This is a genomic window from Enterobacter sp. 940_PEND (genome assembly GCF_001059415.1).
In the GTDB taxonomy this organism is placed as follows: Bacteria; Pseudomonadota; Gammaproteobacteria; order Enterobacterales; family Enterobacteriaceae; genus Enterobacter; species Enterobacter cloacae_M.
In genome coordinates, this window is the sequence record NZ_JUMS01000004.1 from 1 (window position 1) to 15062 (window position 15062).

At 56.9% G+C, this 15062-nt stretch carries 13 protein-coding genes and 1 pseudogene; 10 read left to right on the top strand and 4 right to left on the bottom strand.

Annotated elements, in window-relative coordinates:
* Nucleotides 1-47: 47 nt before the first annotated feature.
* Nucleotides 48-632, bottom strand: a pseudogene (locus tag ADJ24_RS01090) (molybdopterin-dependent oxidoreductase); the annotation flags it as partial.
* Nucleotides 633-853: 221 nt separating this feature from the next.
* On the opposite strand from ADJ24_RS01090, the gene yddG reads away from it, so the two are divergent.
* The 3 genes from yddG (at nt 854) to ADJ24_RS01105 (ending at nt 3953) form a co-directional block, all read left to right on the top strand.
* The gene (gene yddG / locus ADJ24_RS01095) at nt 854-1732 is read left to right on the top strand and encodes an aromatic amino acid DMT transporter YddG (protein ID WP_023311939.1); all 879 of its coding nucleotides are present in this window, start codon (nt 854-856) and stop codon (nt 1730-1732) included.
* Nucleotides 1733-2352: 620 nt separating this feature from the next.
* On the top strand, nt 2353-3435 hold the full coding sequence (ompC, locus tag ADJ24_RS01100; RefSeq protein WP_023311940.1) for a porin OmpC: 1083 nt from the start codon (nt 2353-2355) through the stop codon (nt 3433-3435).
* 77 nt (nt 3436-3512) lie between these two features.
* Entirely contained in the window at nt 3513-3953 is a 441-nt protein-coding gene (locus ADJ24_RS01105; protein WP_023311941.1) for a GFA family protein, read from the top strand.
* Here ADJ24_RS01105 and ADJ24_RS01110 read toward each other — a convergent pair.
* Nucleotides 3943-4887 carry a LysR substrate-binding domain-containing protein gene (locus tag ADJ24_RS01110; RefSeq protein WP_023311942.1) on the bottom strand — a complete coding sequence of 315 codons (945 nt, stop codon included), beginning with the start codon at nt 4885-4887 and terminating at the stop codon, nt 3943-3945. The two genes, ADJ24_RS01105 and ADJ24_RS01110, sit on opposite strands and share 11 nt — an antisense overlap.
* A gap of 170 nt (nt 4888-5057) precedes the next feature.
* Here ADJ24_RS01110 and ADJ24_RS01115 point away from each other — a divergent pair, with 170 nt between their 5' ends.
* The 7 genes from ADJ24_RS01115 to ADJ24_RS01145 are packed head-to-tail and all read left to right on the top strand — an operon-like array spanning nt 5058 to nt 11508.
* Nucleotides 5058-6008, top strand: coding sequence for a branched-chain amino acid ABC transporter permease (locus ADJ24_RS01115; protein WP_023311943.1), 951 nt, complete (start codon nt 5058-5060; stop codon nt 6006-6008).
* An 8-nt stretch (nt 6009-6016) separates the two neighbouring features.
* Complete coding sequence (locus ADJ24_RS01120) at nt 6017-7123, top strand: branched-chain amino acid ABC transporter permease (RefSeq protein WP_023311944.1); 1107 nt, start codon at nt 6017-6019, stop codon at nt 7121-7123.
* Nucleotides 7120-7887 carry an ABC transporter ATP-binding protein gene (locus tag ADJ24_RS01125; protein WP_023311945.1) on the top strand — a complete coding sequence of 256 codons (768 nt, stop codon included), beginning with the start codon at nt 7120-7122 and terminating at the stop codon, nt 7885-7887. The genes ADJ24_RS01120 and ADJ24_RS01125 overlap by 4 nt, the downstream gene beginning before the upstream one ends.
* Nucleotides 7880-8599 carry an ABC transporter ATP-binding protein gene (locus tag ADJ24_RS01130; protein WP_023311946.1) on the top strand — a complete coding sequence of 240 codons (720 nt, stop codon included), beginning with the start codon at nt 7880-7882 and terminating at the stop codon, nt 8597-8599. The genes ADJ24_RS01125 and ADJ24_RS01130 overlap by 8 nt, the downstream gene beginning before the upstream one ends.
* Before the next feature lie 28 nt (nt 8600-8627).
* On the top strand, nt 8628-9785 hold the full coding sequence (locus ADJ24_RS01135; protein WP_023311947.1) for a branched-chain amino acid ABC transporter substrate-binding protein: 1158 nt from the start codon (nt 8628-8630) through the stop codon (nt 9783-9785).
* A 17-nt stretch (nt 9786-9802) separates the two neighbouring features.
* Complete coding sequence (locus ADJ24_RS01140) at nt 9803-10285, top strand: L-2-amino-thiazoline-4-carboxylic acid hydrolase (protein ID WP_023311948.1); 483 nt, start codon at nt 9803-9805, stop codon at nt 10283-10285.
* A complete protein-coding gene (locus ADJ24_RS01145) occupies nt 10282-11508 on the top strand; it encodes a Zn-dependent hydrolase (protein WP_023311949.1) in 1227 nt (408 codons plus the stop codon). Before ADJ24_RS01140 ends, ADJ24_RS01145 begins: the two co-directional genes overlap by 4 nt.
* Nucleotides 11509-11547: 39 nt before the next feature.
* On the opposite strand, the gene ADJ24_RS01150 is transcribed toward ADJ24_RS01145, so the two are convergent.
* Together ADJ24_RS01150 and ADJ24_RS01155 are read right to left on the bottom strand one after the other, a co-directional pair.
* Complete coding sequence (locus tag ADJ24_RS01150; RefSeq protein ID WP_048701880.1) at nt 11548-13431, bottom strand: potassium transporter Kup; 1884 nt, start codon at nt 13429-13431, stop codon at nt 11548-11550.
* Between the two features lie 77 nt (nt 13432-13508).
* Nucleotides 13509-14996 (bottom strand): MFS transporter, encoded by a 1488-nt coding sequence (locus ADJ24_RS01155; protein ID WP_023311951.1) that lies wholly within the window; start codon nt 14994-14996, stop codon nt 13509-13511.
* Between the last annotated feature and the right edge of the window lie 66 nt (nt 14997-15062).

Below are 15062 nucleotides of genomic sequence, written 5' to 3' on the forward strand. Positions count from 1 at the left end.
CCGCGACCAAATGTTGGAGCAAGACTTGCTACCGTTGGTCCGTGTCAGACGCGCGCCTGGTTGTCTACCGCCAGCATGCCGAGAGAGCGCACAAATTTTTGCGTCAGCATGCCGGTTTCATTACTCGCCGCCGAGGCGCACAGCATACCGGTGGATAACCAGCGGTTAACCGTTACGCCCTGGGCGTTCTTTTCAATAAAGTTAGCGTCGCGGTCGGCTTTCATTAATTTGGCAATACGGGAGAAGGCCTCATCCCAGGAGATACGCTGCCATTTATCAGAACCCGGTGCGCGGTATTCCGGGTAGCGCAGGCGGTTTTCGCTGTGTACATAGTCCAGCAGCCCCGCCCCTTTCGGGCAAAGTGCGCCGCGGCTTACCGGATGATCCGGATCCCCTTCAATATGGTAAATCGCTTCTCTGGCGTTCTTCGCGCCATCGCCCAGGCTATACATTAAAAGCCCACAACCTACGGAGCAGTATGTGCAGGTGTTACGGATCTCTTTTGCGCGCAGCAGCTTATAGTTGCGTGCCTGTGCCAGCGCCATTTTGGGAGCAAATCCCAGCATGGCTGCCGTTGTTCCGGCCATACCGCCCGCGCAGATTTTAAAAAATTGTCTGCGGCTGACGTCCATTGTTGTCCTCGTTATCTGAAAAGACTTCGCGCCGCAAACTAACAGCAAAGCCCCTAATTTTTTTGCGTCAAATCAAGGTCATCTGCCTTCCCCCCCTTAATAGTCCCCCCCGGAACCTTTAAATACTCCTTTTTGATTAACGGTTTAAGAGAATAATTGGCGACAGCGTCAGGATGAATGCGATACATTTTTCCTTTGATTGTTATTACAATGGCGAAGTAATGGACAGAAAAAGAGCAACGCTTATTGGGCTGGCGGCAATACTGTTATGGAGCACCATGGTCGGCCTTATTCGCAGCGTGAGTGAGGGACTGGGCCCGGTAGGCGGTGCGGCGATGATTTACACCCTCAGCGGATTACTGTGTCTGGTGACGGTAGGATTTCCTGATATCAGGCGGTTTTCACCCCGCTATCTTATTGCCGGCAGCGTTTTATTTGTCAGCTACGAAATATGCCTGGCGCTGTCGCTGGGCTATGCCGCAACGCGCTCGCAGGCAATAGAAGTGGGCATGGTCAATTACCTTTGGCCAAGCCTGACCATTGTGTTTGCCATCTTGTTCAACGGGCAGAAATCGACCCTGTGGGTGATCCCCGGCTTAGCCGTCTCATTGCTGGGTGTCTGCTGGGTATTGGGCGGTGAACAGGGTTTACATCTTGATGAAATAACCCGCAATATCGTTTCCAGCCCGCTGAGCTACGCGCTGGCGTTTGCCGGGGCATTTATCTGGGCCGCCTACTGCACGGTCACCAGCAAATTTGCGAAAGGACAAAACGGCATCACGCTGTTTGTTTTGCTGACCGCGCTGAGCCTGTGGGTGAAATATTTCCTGAGCGATCAGCCTGAGATGGTGTTTACGCTTCCGGTGATAGTGAAACTCGTCATGTGCGGTATTGCGCTTGGGTTTGGTTACGCCGCATGGAATATTGGCATCCTTCACGGTAACGTCACGGTACTCGCTGCCGTATCCTATTTTACCCCTGTCCTCTCCGCCGCGCTTGCCGCCGCAGTGCTGAGTTCGCCCCTCTCATTCTCGTTCTGGCAAGGCGCGCTGATGGTCTGCGCCGGGTCGTTGCTCTGCTGGTACGCAACAAGACAATAATGTCGGTTTTGCTGTCGAGAAATATTTATCCCGACAGCAAATAATTAACATAAATTTAATATGTGAGCGCACGCCAAAATATTCATATGAACAGTAGAGCACGTGTTTAGATTCTGTTTATATTCCACCCCCTTTCGTAAATTCCGGCCCTCCCGCATTGACATAAATTGACACCGGCGGGTGATTAATACTGTCCAAATACTCACAGGATTAATAGCACAAAGTGCAATAGTATGTTTCTGTTTATTTTATCCTTCAGAACGGAAATTCCGTGCATTAAAGCTATAAAACAAGGCATTACGGCTATAAATACCATCCACCCCTCAAAAATGAACGGAAATACCGATAATTACCACTTTTTATAAAACCATAAAGAAACTATATCCACAGCAATCAACCCGGCAATTAATTGATTAAATGCTAATCATTTGACGCTATTTCATCGTCATTTACCCGATCTCGATCACACTAAATGAAATTATTGCTAATAATTTGAAACTTATTATTGAAATAGGACTACAAGATTTTTAAAAATAGCATGCCATTGACGATCAGCCTCGTTTAGAAATCGTTCAAAGTGGCTCAGGAAATACCAAAGAAAATTATAAGGAACATTTAAGATGAAACTTAAATTAGTTGCAGTGGCAGTGACTTCCATGTTGGCAGCAGGCGTTGTAAACGCGGCTGAAATTTATAACAAAGACGGTAACAAGCTGGATCTGTACGGTAAAGTAACAGGTCTGCACTATTTCTCTGATGATACTGATAACGACGGCGATAAAACTTACGTTCGTCTGGGCTTCAAAGGCGAAACCCAGATCAACGATCAGCTTTCCGGTTACGGCCAGTGGGAATATGAGTTCAAAGGCAACCGTTCTGAATCACAGGGCTCTGACGGCAACAAAACCCGTCTGGCCTTCGCGGGTCTGAAATTCAACGAATTCGGTTCATTCGACTACGGTCGTAACTACGGTGTTGCTTACGACATCGGCGCGTGGACTGACGTTCTGCCAGAGTTCGGTGGTGATACCTGGACTCAGACCGATGGCTTTATGACTGGCCGTACGACTGGCGTTGCAACCTACCGTAACACCGACTTCTTCGGTCTGGTTGACGGTCTGAACGTTGCCGCTCAGTACCAGGGTAAAAACGACCGTAACGACATCACCGAAGCGAACGGTGACGGCTGGGGTCTGTCTTCTACCTATGAAATGGACGGTTTCGGTGTCGGTGCAACCTACGCGAAATCTGACCGTACTGACCGTCAGGTTGCTGCAGGTCGCGTCGCTAACACCGTTAACGCTGGCGGTGAGAACGCAGAAGTATGGGCTGCTGGCCTGAAATACGATGCGAACAACATCTATCTGGCAACCACCTACTCTGAAACCCGCAACATGACCAACTTCGGTGACGGTTATATCGCGAACAAAGCTCAGAACTTCGAAGTTGTTGCTCAGTACCAGTTCGACTTCGGCCTGCGTCCATCCATCGCTTACCTGAAATCCAAAGGTAAAGACCTGGGTTCATACGGCGACCAGGATCTGGTTGAATACGTTGACGTTGGCGCGAGCTACTACTTCAACAAAAACATGTCTACCTATGTTGATTACAAAATCAACCTGGTTGACGACAACAGCTTCACCAAAGCAACTGGCGTTGCTACCGACAACATCGTAGCTGTAGGCCTGACCTACCAGTTCTAAGATTTGTCACGATAAAAGGCCAGCCCATGCGGCTGGCTTTTTTTATACGGATTTCTGGCGTCAACAAGGAGTACGCCATGCACATATTCAAAGGACGCTGCTTGTGCGGAATGAGTCAGTTCAGCGTGAGCCTCAATAATTTTGACGTATACGCATGTCACTGCACCCAATGCCAGAAGTGGTCGGGCGGCATTGCCATGTATCTTGAGCCGCAGGGCGAACCGCTTCTTGAGCAAGACTCTATCGCCCCTTCTCATTTCGCGTCATCGGCGCGCGGTGAACGCTGGTTCTGTCCCGGCTGCGGCTGCCCGCTGTGGTTCAAACTGACCTCCACGTCGCGCTATTTCATTCCCTGGACGCTGCTTGAGATGGGCGAAGATGAGCGACGCCGGCTGGTGCTCGCCGCGGAAATCTACACCGAAACCCAGCCCGCGTTTTTTGGCCTGACCGGGCAATACGCGCGCTACAGCGGTTCGGAAATTGAAGCTCTGGATAAGCAGTGCCTGCTTACGCCGTAAGCGGTTCAACGCCTGCAGCACGACGAAGCCAGTTTTGCAGCAGCTTACCGTCCTCGGTCATCTCTGAATCGGCACGCGTGCAGAGATAATAGTCGCGCCCGTCGTCAATGGGTAAGTCAAATATCTTAACCAGCTCGCCGCTCTCAAGATAAGGCGCGATCAGCGGCTCGCGCATCAGCGCGCAGCCCAGCCCGGCCTGTACGCCCGCCAGCGTCAACAGTCCGTCTTCAAACAAAGGGCCGCTGCGCCGCAGAGACCGTTTTACCCCCTGCAACTGAAACCACTGCGGCCAGCTGGTGCGCTCCTCATCATGCAGCAGCGGCATTTGCAGCAGTTGCTCAGGCGTATCGATATGGCCATGAATGCGCAAAAACGCGCGGCTGCACACCGGCACCATCTGTCCGGAAATCAGCTTTTCGCTCTGATAGCCCGCCCACTGGCCGTTACCAAAACGAATCGACATATCCGACGCATCGCTCAGATAGTTACGATGGTTGGCATACACAACGTTGATCTCGGTCTGCGGGTTGGCACGCATAAAATCAGGCAGACGCGGGATAAACCACCCCATGCCAAAAAGCGGGATCAGGCTGATGGTGACCTGACGCGTTTGTGCCTGCTCGGCCAGATGCTCCGTTGCCTGGCGCAGCACGTTAAACGCCGCACGGATCGAGCGGTAATATTCACGTCCGTGCTGGCTCAGCACCAGCCTGCGCCCCTGACGTTCCGTCAGCGGCATTTGCAGATACCCTTCGAGGACCTTGAGCTGATGACTGACCGCCGACGGTGAGATATCCAGTTCCTGCGCGGCCAGCGTGACGCTGCCCAGCCGGGCGATGGCCTCAAAGGCACGGACGGCCCGAAGCGGCGGATCGTTTGCCAGACGGCTGTCTGCATACGCAGACAAAGCTGACAATTGTTCTGTTTTATTCATATGTTGATTTCTTTAGACTTTTCACCTGAAAATACGATTGCATTATCTTTATATAAATCATAAAGATAAAGAAATGCCGGTTTATCATAAGAAATAATATATGTGTATTTTACAATTAAATTCATTTATTGGATGGTAGCCGCAGAAAAAAGACTTTGCGGGAACAGACGTTGGATACACTCATACAACAACTGATCAACGGTGTGATGCTGGGCAGCATTTACGCGCTGATCGCGCTGGGCTATACCATGGTGTATGGCATCTTGCGCATTATTAACTTTGCTCACGGCGATATTCTGATGGTCGGTGCGCTCACCACGCTCTCCGCCATTAACGCCCTGAATACCACCTTTCCACACATGCCGCTGCTGTTGCAGCTTGGCGTAGCCCTGGCGGTTGCCATGGCCGTTTGCGCCCTGCTGGCAATGGCCGTGGAGCGCTTTGCCTATCGTCGACTGCGCAACGCCCCGCGCCTGGCACCGCTTATCTCGGGTATCGGCGTCTCGGTCCTGCTGCAAACCGTGGCGATGATCATCTGGACGCGCAACCCCCTGATGTTCCCGCAGATCCTGCCCATGGAACCGATCGCCGTGACGTCAGGAAGCGAACTGCATCCCCCCGCCATTGTGACCGTCACCGGCATTGTTACCGTGGCGCTGGCGCTTGCGGTGATGACCGGGCTATGGCTGCTGGTTGAATACACCCGCCTGGGCCGCGGCATGCGCGCCGTGGCGGAAAACCCGCGCGTTGCCACGCTGATGGGGGTTAACCCCAATGCCATTATTACCCTGACGTTCGCCATTGGCGGCGTGTTCGCCGCGCTGGCAGGCGTCATGATGGCGAGCAACTACGGCAACGCCAGCTTCTCGATGGGCTTTTTGCCCGGGATCAAAGCCTTTACCGCCGCCGTGCTGGGGGGCATTGGCAACATTCGTGGCGCCATGATTGGCGGGATCCTGCTCGGCATTATCGAAGCGCTGGGCGCAGGTTACCTGGGTGAACTGACCCATGGCGTCTTAGGCAGCAACTATCAGGACGTCTTTGCCTTCATGGTTCTGATTCTGGTGCTGGTCTTCCGTCCGGCAGGCCTGCTGGGCGAGCGCGTAGCGCACAGGGCGTGAGGGAAACAATGACCACGCTTCAACTACAAACCCCGGCGGCGACGCGCAAATTCTGGTCAGGCATGGTCCTGTTCTGCCTCGCGCTGCTGGTTGCTCCCGTGGTGGCCACGCAGCTTGGCGGCAACTACTGGGTGCGTGTTATCGACTTCGCCCTGCTCTACATCATGCTGGCGCTGGGGCTCAATATTGTGGTGGGCTATACCGGCCTGCTGGACATGGGCTTTATCGCCTTTTACGCGGTCGGCGCCTACCTCGCGGCACTGATGGCCTCGCCGCACCTGCTGGAGGTGTTTCCGATCCTCAACGTCTGGTTCCCGGACGGGCTGCACACCTCATATCTGCTGATTATTCCGCTGGCGGCGCTCGTCGCTGCTGTCTGCGGCATTTTACTGGGTGCTCCCACGCTGAAGCTGCGCGGGGACTACCTGGCGATAGTGACCCTCGGCTTTGGCGAAATCATCCGCATCCTGATGCGCAACCTCGACCGTCCGGTGAACATTACCAACGGTGCGAAGGGCATTACCGGGGTGGATACGCTGAATCTGTTCGGCCTGAAGTTTAGCGGCGTATATCACTGGTTAGGTTTCAAAGTGCCCGCGCTGTGGCTGTGGTACTACCTGCTGATGCTGGTGATTGTGGCGATTATTTTTGTCTGCCTGCGCCTGCAGCATTCCCGTATTGGTCGCGCCTGGCACGCCATCCGTGAAGATGAGGATGTGGCTCGCGCGATGGGCATCAACGTGCGTAACTATAAGCTGCTGGCCTTTGCGATGGGAGCCTCTTTTGGCGGCGTGGCGGGAGCCCTGTTCGGCGCGTTCCAGGGCTTTGTCTCCCCGGAATCCTTCACGTTACAGGAATCCATTGCCGTGCTGGCGATGGTGGTGCTGGGCGGGATGGGACATATTCCGGGCGTGATCCTCGGCGCGATACTGCTTACCGCCCTGCCGGAACTGCTGCGCAGTCAGGCAGCCCCGGTTCAGCAGGCGCTGTTCGGTACGGTACTGATTGACCCGGAAGTGCTGCGTCAGCTGTTCTACGGCCTGGCGCTGGTGCTGGTCATGCTGGTGCGTCCTGCCGGGATCTGGCCGGTACGCCACAAGGAGGTGAATACATGAGTCTGTTAACCGTACGCAACATGTCCAAACGCTTCGGCGGGCTTACCGCCGTGGATGACGTTTCGATCGCCGTGAACAAGGGCGAGATCTACGGCCTGATTGGTCCTAACGGGGCGGGAAAAACCACCTGTTTTAACCTGATCACCGGGCTTTATCCGGCGGACAGCGGTGAATTTTCAATTGCCGACAAGCCCTATTTCCCAAAGCACATTGAGAAAGTCACCGCCGCCGGGATCGCACGCACCTTCCAGAATGTGCGCCTCTTTAACGACATGTCGGTGCTGGAAAACGTGATGGTGGGCCGCCACGTGCGCACCCGTAACGGCCTGTGGGCCGCGCTGAGCCGTCACAAACGCGCTCGCGAAGAAGAGAAACAGACTCGAGAACTGGCCTGGCACTGGCTGGAGTACACCGGCATTGCGAAGTTCGCCCACTACCGCGCCTGCGATCTGGCCTATGGTCATCAGCGCCGTCTGGAGATTGCCCGCGCGCTGGCAACGGAACCGCTGCTGCTGGCGCTGGACGAACCCGCCGCCGGGATGAACGCAGCGGAAAAAGTGGCGCTCGGCGAGCTGCTTATCCGACTGCGCGATGACGGCAAAACCCTGCTGATGATTGAACATGACGTCAAGCTGGTGATGGGCATCTGCGATCGCCTGACGGTGCTTGATTACGGCAAAACGCTAGCCAGCGGCACGCCGGAGAGCGTGCGTCGCGACCCGGCAGTGATCGCCGCCTGGCTTGGAGGCAACGCCCATGTCTGAATTACTGAAGGTGGAACGTGTGGACGTGCATTACGGCGGCATTCAGGCCGTACGCGATGTCTCCTTTACCCTGCACGAGGGCGAACAGGCTACGCTGATCGGCGCGAACGGCGCGGGGAAAAGCTCCACCGTGCGCGCCATTACCGGGCTGGAAAACTTTAGCGGCCGTATTGAATTCAACGGTAAAGCGGTGCGTAAGCACAGGCCCGAAACCCTGCTCCGTGACGGACTGGTGATGGTCCCGGAAGGACGGGGGATCTTCTCCCGAATGACGGTGCTGGAAAACCTGCAGATGGGTGCCTGGCTCAGGCGTGACACTGTCACCGTCAGGCGCGAGATGAACGAGATCTTCGAGCGCTTCCCGCGCCTGGGCGAGCGCCAGCATCAGCTTGCCGGGCTGCTGTCCGGTGGCGAGCAACAGCTGCTTGCCCTTAACCGCGCCCTGCTCAGCCGCCCGCGGCTGCTGATCCTCGACGAGCCGTCGATGGGCCTTGCCCCGAAGATGGTCGAGAACATTTTTGCCGTTATCGCCGGGCTGCGCGAACGCGGCGTTGCCCTGCTGCTTATCGAACAAAACGCCCGTCTCGCGCTGGAAGTCACCGACAGCGCGTGGGTGATGGACAGCGGCAGCATCGTCCATCACGGCGAATCGAAAGCGCTGCTCAATGATGACCAGATTGCACAGATTTATTTGGGCGAAATGCCTGTTTAACAACACCAGTCAACATCAGGGAAAAACAATGAAAACAGTAAAAATCAGTGCGCTCAGCGCCGCTATCCTCCTCGGCAGTTTTGCCTCGACGGCCGCTTGGGCAGTCGACGGTGAAACCGTGGTTATCGGTCTGGCAGGCCCGCTCACCGGCCCGTCTGCCCGTATCGGTAAGGATCTGGAGAACGGCGCGCAGCTGGCCATTGACGACATTAACAAGCAGCACCCGACCATCGGCGGCAAAGCGGTAACCTTCAAACTGCAGTCCGAAGACGATCAGTCCGACCCGCGCACCGCCGTGGCCGTGGCGCAGCGTCTGGTGGACAGCGGCGTGGCGGGCGTGGTCGGCCACTGGAACACCGGTACCAGCATTCCTGCGGCGCGCATTTATCACGATGCGGGCATCGCCCAGGTTGCACCGGTCGCGACCGGTCACGCCTATACGCAACAAGGTTTTGATACCAGCTTCCGCGTGATGGGACATGACGATGACGGCGGTCAGCTTGCCGGTCAGTACGCGGTGAATACCCTGAAAGCCAAACGCATTGCGGTGATCGACGACCGTACCGCATTTGGTCAGGGGCTTGCAGACCAGTTTATTAAATCGCTTGAAGCGCAGGGCGTGAAAATTGTCGATCGTCAGTACGTGGATGACAAAACGGTCGATTTCAGCGCCGTACTGACCGCCATCCGCAGTAAAAACGCCGATCTGATCTTCTTCGGCGGCGTCGACAGCCAGGCCGCACCGCTGGCGCGTCGCATCAAACAGCTGGGCATGAACGCCACGCTGATGGGCGCAGGCGGATTCGTCAGCCAGACGTTCCTGAAGCTGGCGCAGAAAGAAGGCGAAGGCGTGGTCGCGCTGGAGCCGGGTCTGCCCGTTGACCAGATGCCGGGCGGCAAAGCGTTTGAGCAGGCCTATCAGTCCCGCTACCACACCCATATCGAACTGCACGCCCCGTTCGCCTATGACGCCACGCGCGTGCTGGTTGCGGCAATGGAAAAAGCAAACTCCGTTGAGCCGTCCGACTATCTGCCCGCCCTGCGCGCCATCAGCTATTCCGGCGTCACCGGACAGATCGCGTTTGATAAAGAGGGCAACCTGAAATCGCCGTCGTTCACGGTCTACAAGGTGGTCGACGGAAAATGGCAGCCGCAGACCGTGCTGGGCGGCGCAAAAGCGAAGTAACGCAGCGAGGCAATGTGATGAGTGATAATAACGAGCTGGGCATTCTCGCCCGCCGCAAAATTGAAGCCGAAATTATTAAGCCAATTTATGAAATCCTGGTGCGCGAGATAGGGAAAGCCCGCGCCCAGGCGGTGATTGGCGAGGCCATTGAGCAGGCCGCGATTGACGCTGGTAAAGCGTTTGCCAGCAAAGAACCCAACGGCACGGACGTAAAGAGCTTCATCGCCCTGCAGTATCTGTGGGAAAAAGATAACGCGCTTGACGTGAAGGTGATCGACGCCGACGACCAGCAGTACAACTACAACGTGACCCGCTGCCGCTACGCGGAGATGTACCACGAAATGGGGCTGGGCGAGATTGGTCATCTGCTCTCCTGCGCGCGGGATGAAAAATTCATCGTTGGCTATGCGCCGGACGTTGAGCTAACCCGCACCACCACCATCATGCAGGGCGGTGCGTGCTGTGATTTCCGCTACCGCAGCAGCAAGGACAAGCCATGATCCGCGTCAACGCCGAACGGCTGTGGTCAACGCTTGAGATGATGGCGCAGATCGGCGGCACGCCCGCCGGTGGCGTGACCCGTCTGGCATTGAGCGAGGAAGATCGTGTTGCGCGTAATCTGCTGCGCGACTGGGCACTGGACGCCGGTTTTACCTGCGATGTCGACAGCATGGGCAACATGTTTATCCGCCGCGCGGGGAAAAACCCGCAGCTTGCCCCGGTCATGACGGGTTCACATGTGGATACCCAGCCGCTGGGCGGTAACTACGACGGGGTTTACGGCGTGCTGGCCGGGCTGGAGCTGCTGCGTACCCTCAATGACCATCACGTTGAGACGGAGCGTGACATCGTGCTGGTTAACTGGACCAACGAAGAAGGCGCGCGATTTGCGCCAGCCATGCTCGCTTCAGGGGTCTGGACGGGGCAGTTTAGCGAAGCGTACGCCCACGCCCGCGCGGATAGCAACGGTATCACCGTGGGCGAAGCGCTGGAGAGCATTGGCTACCGGGGTGAAACCCCTGCCCGTGCGTTTCCCGTTCACGCCTGCTACGAGCTGCACATCGAACAGGGCCCGATCCTGGAAGACGAAGCCCTGGATATCGGGCTCGTCCGCGCGGCAATGGGCCAGCGCTGGTTTACCCTGACGCTGGACGGATTCGCCGCTCACGCGGGCACGACGCCGATGCACAGCCGCCGTGACGCGCTGACCGCCTTCGCTGAGCTTGCATTGAAAGTGGAAGAGATTGGCTATCGGCATGCGCCGGACGGACGCGCGACGATCGGTATGGCGAAGGTTACGCCAAACTCGCGCAACGTCGTGCCGTCTCGTGTTGAATGCAGCGTGGAGTTTCGCCATCCGGCGCAGGCGGCTCTGGAAGCCATGGAAGCGGCGCTGCATAAGGTGGCTGAAAGCCTGAGCCTGCGCGGCGTGTCGGCTCTCGTTGAGCGCATTTTTGACTACGCGCCCATCGCGTTTGATGCCGAATGCCTCGCTCGTACGGAGAAGGCCGTGACGGAGCTGGGCTATTCGTCGAAACCAATGGTCTCCGGTGCGGGACACGACGCCTGCTATGTCAGCAAAATGGCGCCCGCCAGCATGATCTTTATCCCCTGCGTGAAAGGCATCAGCCATAACGAAGCGGAGAGGATCTTGCCAGAATGGTCGGAAAAAGGGGCGAACGTGCTATTGCATAGCGTTCTGTCCGCGGCCCTTGAGAGATAGAACGGTGCGAAAGCAGAGGAGCTCTGCTTTCGCCAGAATCTACACGGCAACGCGTCGGCTGATTTCGACAACCCGATCGCTGGGAAGGTGATAGTGGTTAATGACGTGCGTACAGTTGCGCTTCATGAACGCAAAGATGTGCCGTTGCCAGGCCGCCATACCTGCCTCACCCTCGCCTGCCACAATAGTTTCATGCCCGACATACCAGGTTGCGTCGTCCGTGGCAAAAAGCGCGTTAATCTCGCTGACCCCCTGCAACAAACGCGGGATGTCCGGATGTTCCATAAAGCCATACTGCGCCACGCCGTGCCAGTAGCCCGGCGCCCGCTGCTCTACCCTGATGCGTTGTTCTTCCCCCACGTATGGCACATTCAGAATATCAATGGTAAGCGACAACACGTCCTGCTGTAGCGCCCGGTTTCGCGCGACGTGCGAGCGCATGACCGGCGGAATATTGTTCTGTGTCCGGGTCAAAAAGACGGCGGAGCCAGCCACTCTTGGCACCGTCTTTTGCTGAAGCTGGGCAAAGAACGCATCCACGCTGACGCCCTTCTCGCCCACCGATGCGGATACCGCCTTGACGCCGCGGTGCCAGATCAGCATCACCGTACAAATCGCTGCGGCCATCAGCAGCGGAATATAGCCGCCCTCCAGGACCTTAATCAGATTGGCAAATAAGAAGGTGGCATCAATCACCAGGAAGCAGAGGGCAATCACCGCGCTGCTGGCCAGGCTCCAGCGCCACACTTCGCGCATTGCCACAAACAGCAGCCCCGTGGTCATCAGCATGGTTAACGACACGGCAATGCCGTACGCGGCGGCGAGCTTATCGGAGGATTTAAAGAACACCACCAGCCCGATGGTTACCCCCATCAGCAGCCAGTTGATTATCCCGATATAAATCTGACCGTAGCTTTCCGCCGCCGTCTGCTTGATGCGTAATCGGGGTAACCAGCCAAGCTGTATGGCCTGGCGCGTCATGGAAAAAGCGCCGGTGATAATCGCCTGACTGGCGATTATCGTCGCCAGCGCGGCAAGAATGATGAGCGGAACCTGGAGCACAGGCGGACAGAGCGTGTAGAAAAGGTTTTGCTTGCTGTCGGCACCGGCCAGAATCAGCGCTGACTGGCCGGCATAGTTGAGCAGCAGCGAAGGAAAGACGATGCCGTACCAGGCAAGCCAGATGGGCTTTTTGCCAAAATGCCCCATGTCTGCATACAGGGCCTCGGCACCCGTCACGCAGAGAAAAACGCCGCCCAGGACCAGAAAACTGGTGTACCCGTTCGAAAACAAAAACGCGATGCCGTACGCAGGGTTGAGGGCCAGCAATACCGACGGGTGTTGAACGATCCCCCGCACGCCCAGCGCAGCAATCGCCAAAAACCAAACCGCCATAACCGGGCCAAATATTTTCCCTATGCGAGCAGTACCAAAAGGCTGAAGAAGAAACAGCGCCAGCAGGACCGCCACCGTCAGGGGCAATATGTACGGCTGAGATTCAGGAATGACCATCTCCAGCCCTTCAAGGGCAGAAAGCACGGAGATAGCCGGGGTTATCGCGCCGTCACCGTAAATTAAAGCGGCACCGATAAGGGCGGAAAAAATCACCCAGCGCCCGCCTTTGCCTTTCTCCACCAGAAGCGACATTAAGGCCATGATGCCCCCCTCGCCATGATTATCAATTCGCATGGCAAAGGCGGCATATTTTATGGACGTTACCAGGATGAGTGTCCAGGTAATCAGGGAGAGCAGGCCCAGGATGACGCCGGGCGTAGGGTCATGCTCAGAGAGCGACAGCACCGTGCGGAAGGTATAGAGCGGGCTGGTGCCGATATCACCAAAAACGACGCCCAGCGCGCCTCCTGCAAGCAGGGTTAACCGGGAGAGCGGTTGGGACGGTTCACTGCTGTGGCGAGGGCTCATATTTTCCAGCAAGAGTCAGATAATCCTTTAAAAAACATAGCCCAACTGCCCCACCCGCGCCAACCGCGCGCCCTGTATTACTGCGGCCTGGCCTTCGCCAGGCTAAACCAGATCCCCACTGCCAACAGCAGCAGCATTCCGCCCGCGCTGCCCAGCGCCACGCTGTGCGAAGTGATAAACGCGCTTTTCGCCGCCTCAATCACCGACTCCGCCAGCGTCGGGGTCAGATCCTGCGCCACCTTCATCGCCTCACCAATGGATGACGAGGCTTTATCTGCGAGCGAGGCGTTCAGCCCCTGCGGCAGGTCAATCGACGCCGAGAAGCTGCGGGTCAACAACAGACCAAAGATGGCGATCCCCAGCCCTGCGCCCAGCTCATAGGACATGGTTTCAATCGCCCCTGCGGCGGCGGCCTTCTCTTTCGGCGCAGCGGCCATAATCGCCGAGGTCGAGGCCAGCAGCGCGCTGGCGGCGCTGAAGCCGAGCAGCACCATCATGGCAGAAGCCAGTAGCTGCTGCGTGCTGAAGTCGAGCATCGACAGGCCGATAAAGCTGACGGCGCTGAGCCCCATTCCGCCAGCCGCCACAATGCGCAGACCGAGACGACCCACCAGCACACCCGCGATCGGTCCGCTAAACCCGCTCGCCACCATCAGCGGCAGCATGAACATTCCCGCTTCAAACGGCGTAAAGCCATGAACAAACTGCAGCTCCTGGGCCATCAGCAGCTCAAATCCGACCAGGGCAATCATGGCGGTCATCGCCATCACCACGCCGCTTAAAATGATGCGATGGCAGAACAGACGCATGTCGATCATCGGCACGCGGGCGCGGAGCTGAATACGCACGAAGATAAACAGCAGCACCGAGCCGGTCACCAGCGCGGACGCGACCACCCACGGTGACAGGACGCCTTTTAGCGCGGTTTTCGCACTGTAGACCAGCAGCAAAATCGCCACAATCAGCATAATGGCATGGCTGATATTCAGCGGCTGCTCCGGACGCCCCTTCTGAGGAGGCACCAAACGCGCTGCCAGCGAAACCACCACCAGCACGATCGGCACGTTGATTAAAAACACCGATCCCCAGTAAAAATGCTCGAGCAGCATACCGCCAATCAGCGGGCCAAACGCCGCGCCACCGGAGCCCACCGCAGCCCAGACGCCGAGCGCAATGTTACGATCCCGCGCGTCGATAAACAGCGTGCGGATCCCAGCCAGCGTGGCCGGAATAATCATCGCCGCGCCGATTGCCAGCGAGGCGCGCGCCGCAATCAGCCACCCTGCTGAAGGGGCAAATGCTGCCGCCAGCGACGACAGGCCAAACAGCGTGCTGCCAATCATGAGCAGTCGTTTAAAACCAATGCGGTCACCCAGGGCGCCCATCGGCAGCACCATTCCCGCCATCACCAGCGAGTAAATATCGATGATCCACAGCAATTCATTGCCGCTGGCGCCCAGCGTCATGCTCAATGTCGGCGCCGCCACGTGCAGCACCGTCGCGTCGATCGCCACCGGGATATACACCAGCACGATAATCACTAACGCTAACCACTGACGAAACATAAATTTCCTTTTCTTTTAAAACATGGACACATGTCCAGGATGCGATCCTACGTAAAGTTGAACGCA

What these genes read in the sequence shown, in the direction of transcription:
- yddG (WP_023311939.1), top strand. Translation starts at nt 854, where the DNA reads ATGGACAGAAAAAGAGCAACGCTTATTGGGCTGGCGGCAATACTGTTA.
- ompC (WP_023311940.1), top strand. Translation starts at nt 2,353, where the DNA reads ATGAAACTTAAATTAGTTGCAGTGGCAGTGACTTCCATGTTGGCAGCA.
- ADJ24_RS01105 (WP_023311941.1), top strand. Translation starts at nt 3,513, where the DNA reads ATGCACATATTCAAAGGACGCTGCTTGTGCGGAATGAGTCAGTTCAGC.
- ADJ24_RS01110 (WP_023311942.1), bottom strand. Translation starts at nt 4,887, where the DNA reads ATGAATAAAACAGAACAATTGTCAGCTTTGTCTGCGTATGCAGACAGC.
- ADJ24_RS01120 (WP_023311944.1), top strand. Translation starts at nt 6,017, where the DNA reads ATGACCACGCTTCAACTACAAACCCCGGCGGCGACGCGCAAATTCTGG.
- ADJ24_RS01125 (WP_023311945.1), top strand. Translation starts at nt 7,120, where the DNA reads ATGAGTCTGTTAACCGTACGCAACATGTCCAAACGCTTCGGCGGGCTT.
- ADJ24_RS01130 (WP_023311946.1), top strand. Translation starts at nt 7,880, where the DNA reads ATGTCTGAATTACTGAAGGTGGAACGTGTGGACGTGCATTACGGCGGC.
- ADJ24_RS01135 (WP_023311947.1), top strand. Translation starts at nt 8,628, where the DNA reads ATGAAAACAGTAAAAATCAGTGCGCTCAGCGCCGCTATCCTCCTCGGC.
- ADJ24_RS01140 (WP_023311948.1), top strand. Translation starts at nt 9,803, where the DNA reads ATGAGTGATAATAACGAGCTGGGCATTCTCGCCCGCCGCAAAATTGAA.
- ADJ24_RS01145 (WP_023311949.1), top strand. Translation starts at nt 10,282, where the DNA reads ATGATCCGCGTCAACGCCGAACGGCTGTGGTCAACGCTTGAGATGATG.
- ADJ24_RS01150 (WP_048701880.1), bottom strand. Translation starts at nt 13,431, where the DNA reads ATGAGCCCTCGCCACAGCAGTGAACCGTCCCAACCGCTCTCCCGGTTA.
- ADJ24_RS01155 (WP_023311951.1), bottom strand. Translation starts at nt 14,996, where the DNA reads ATGTTTCGTCAGTGGTTAGCGTTAGTGATTATCGTGCTGGTGTATATC.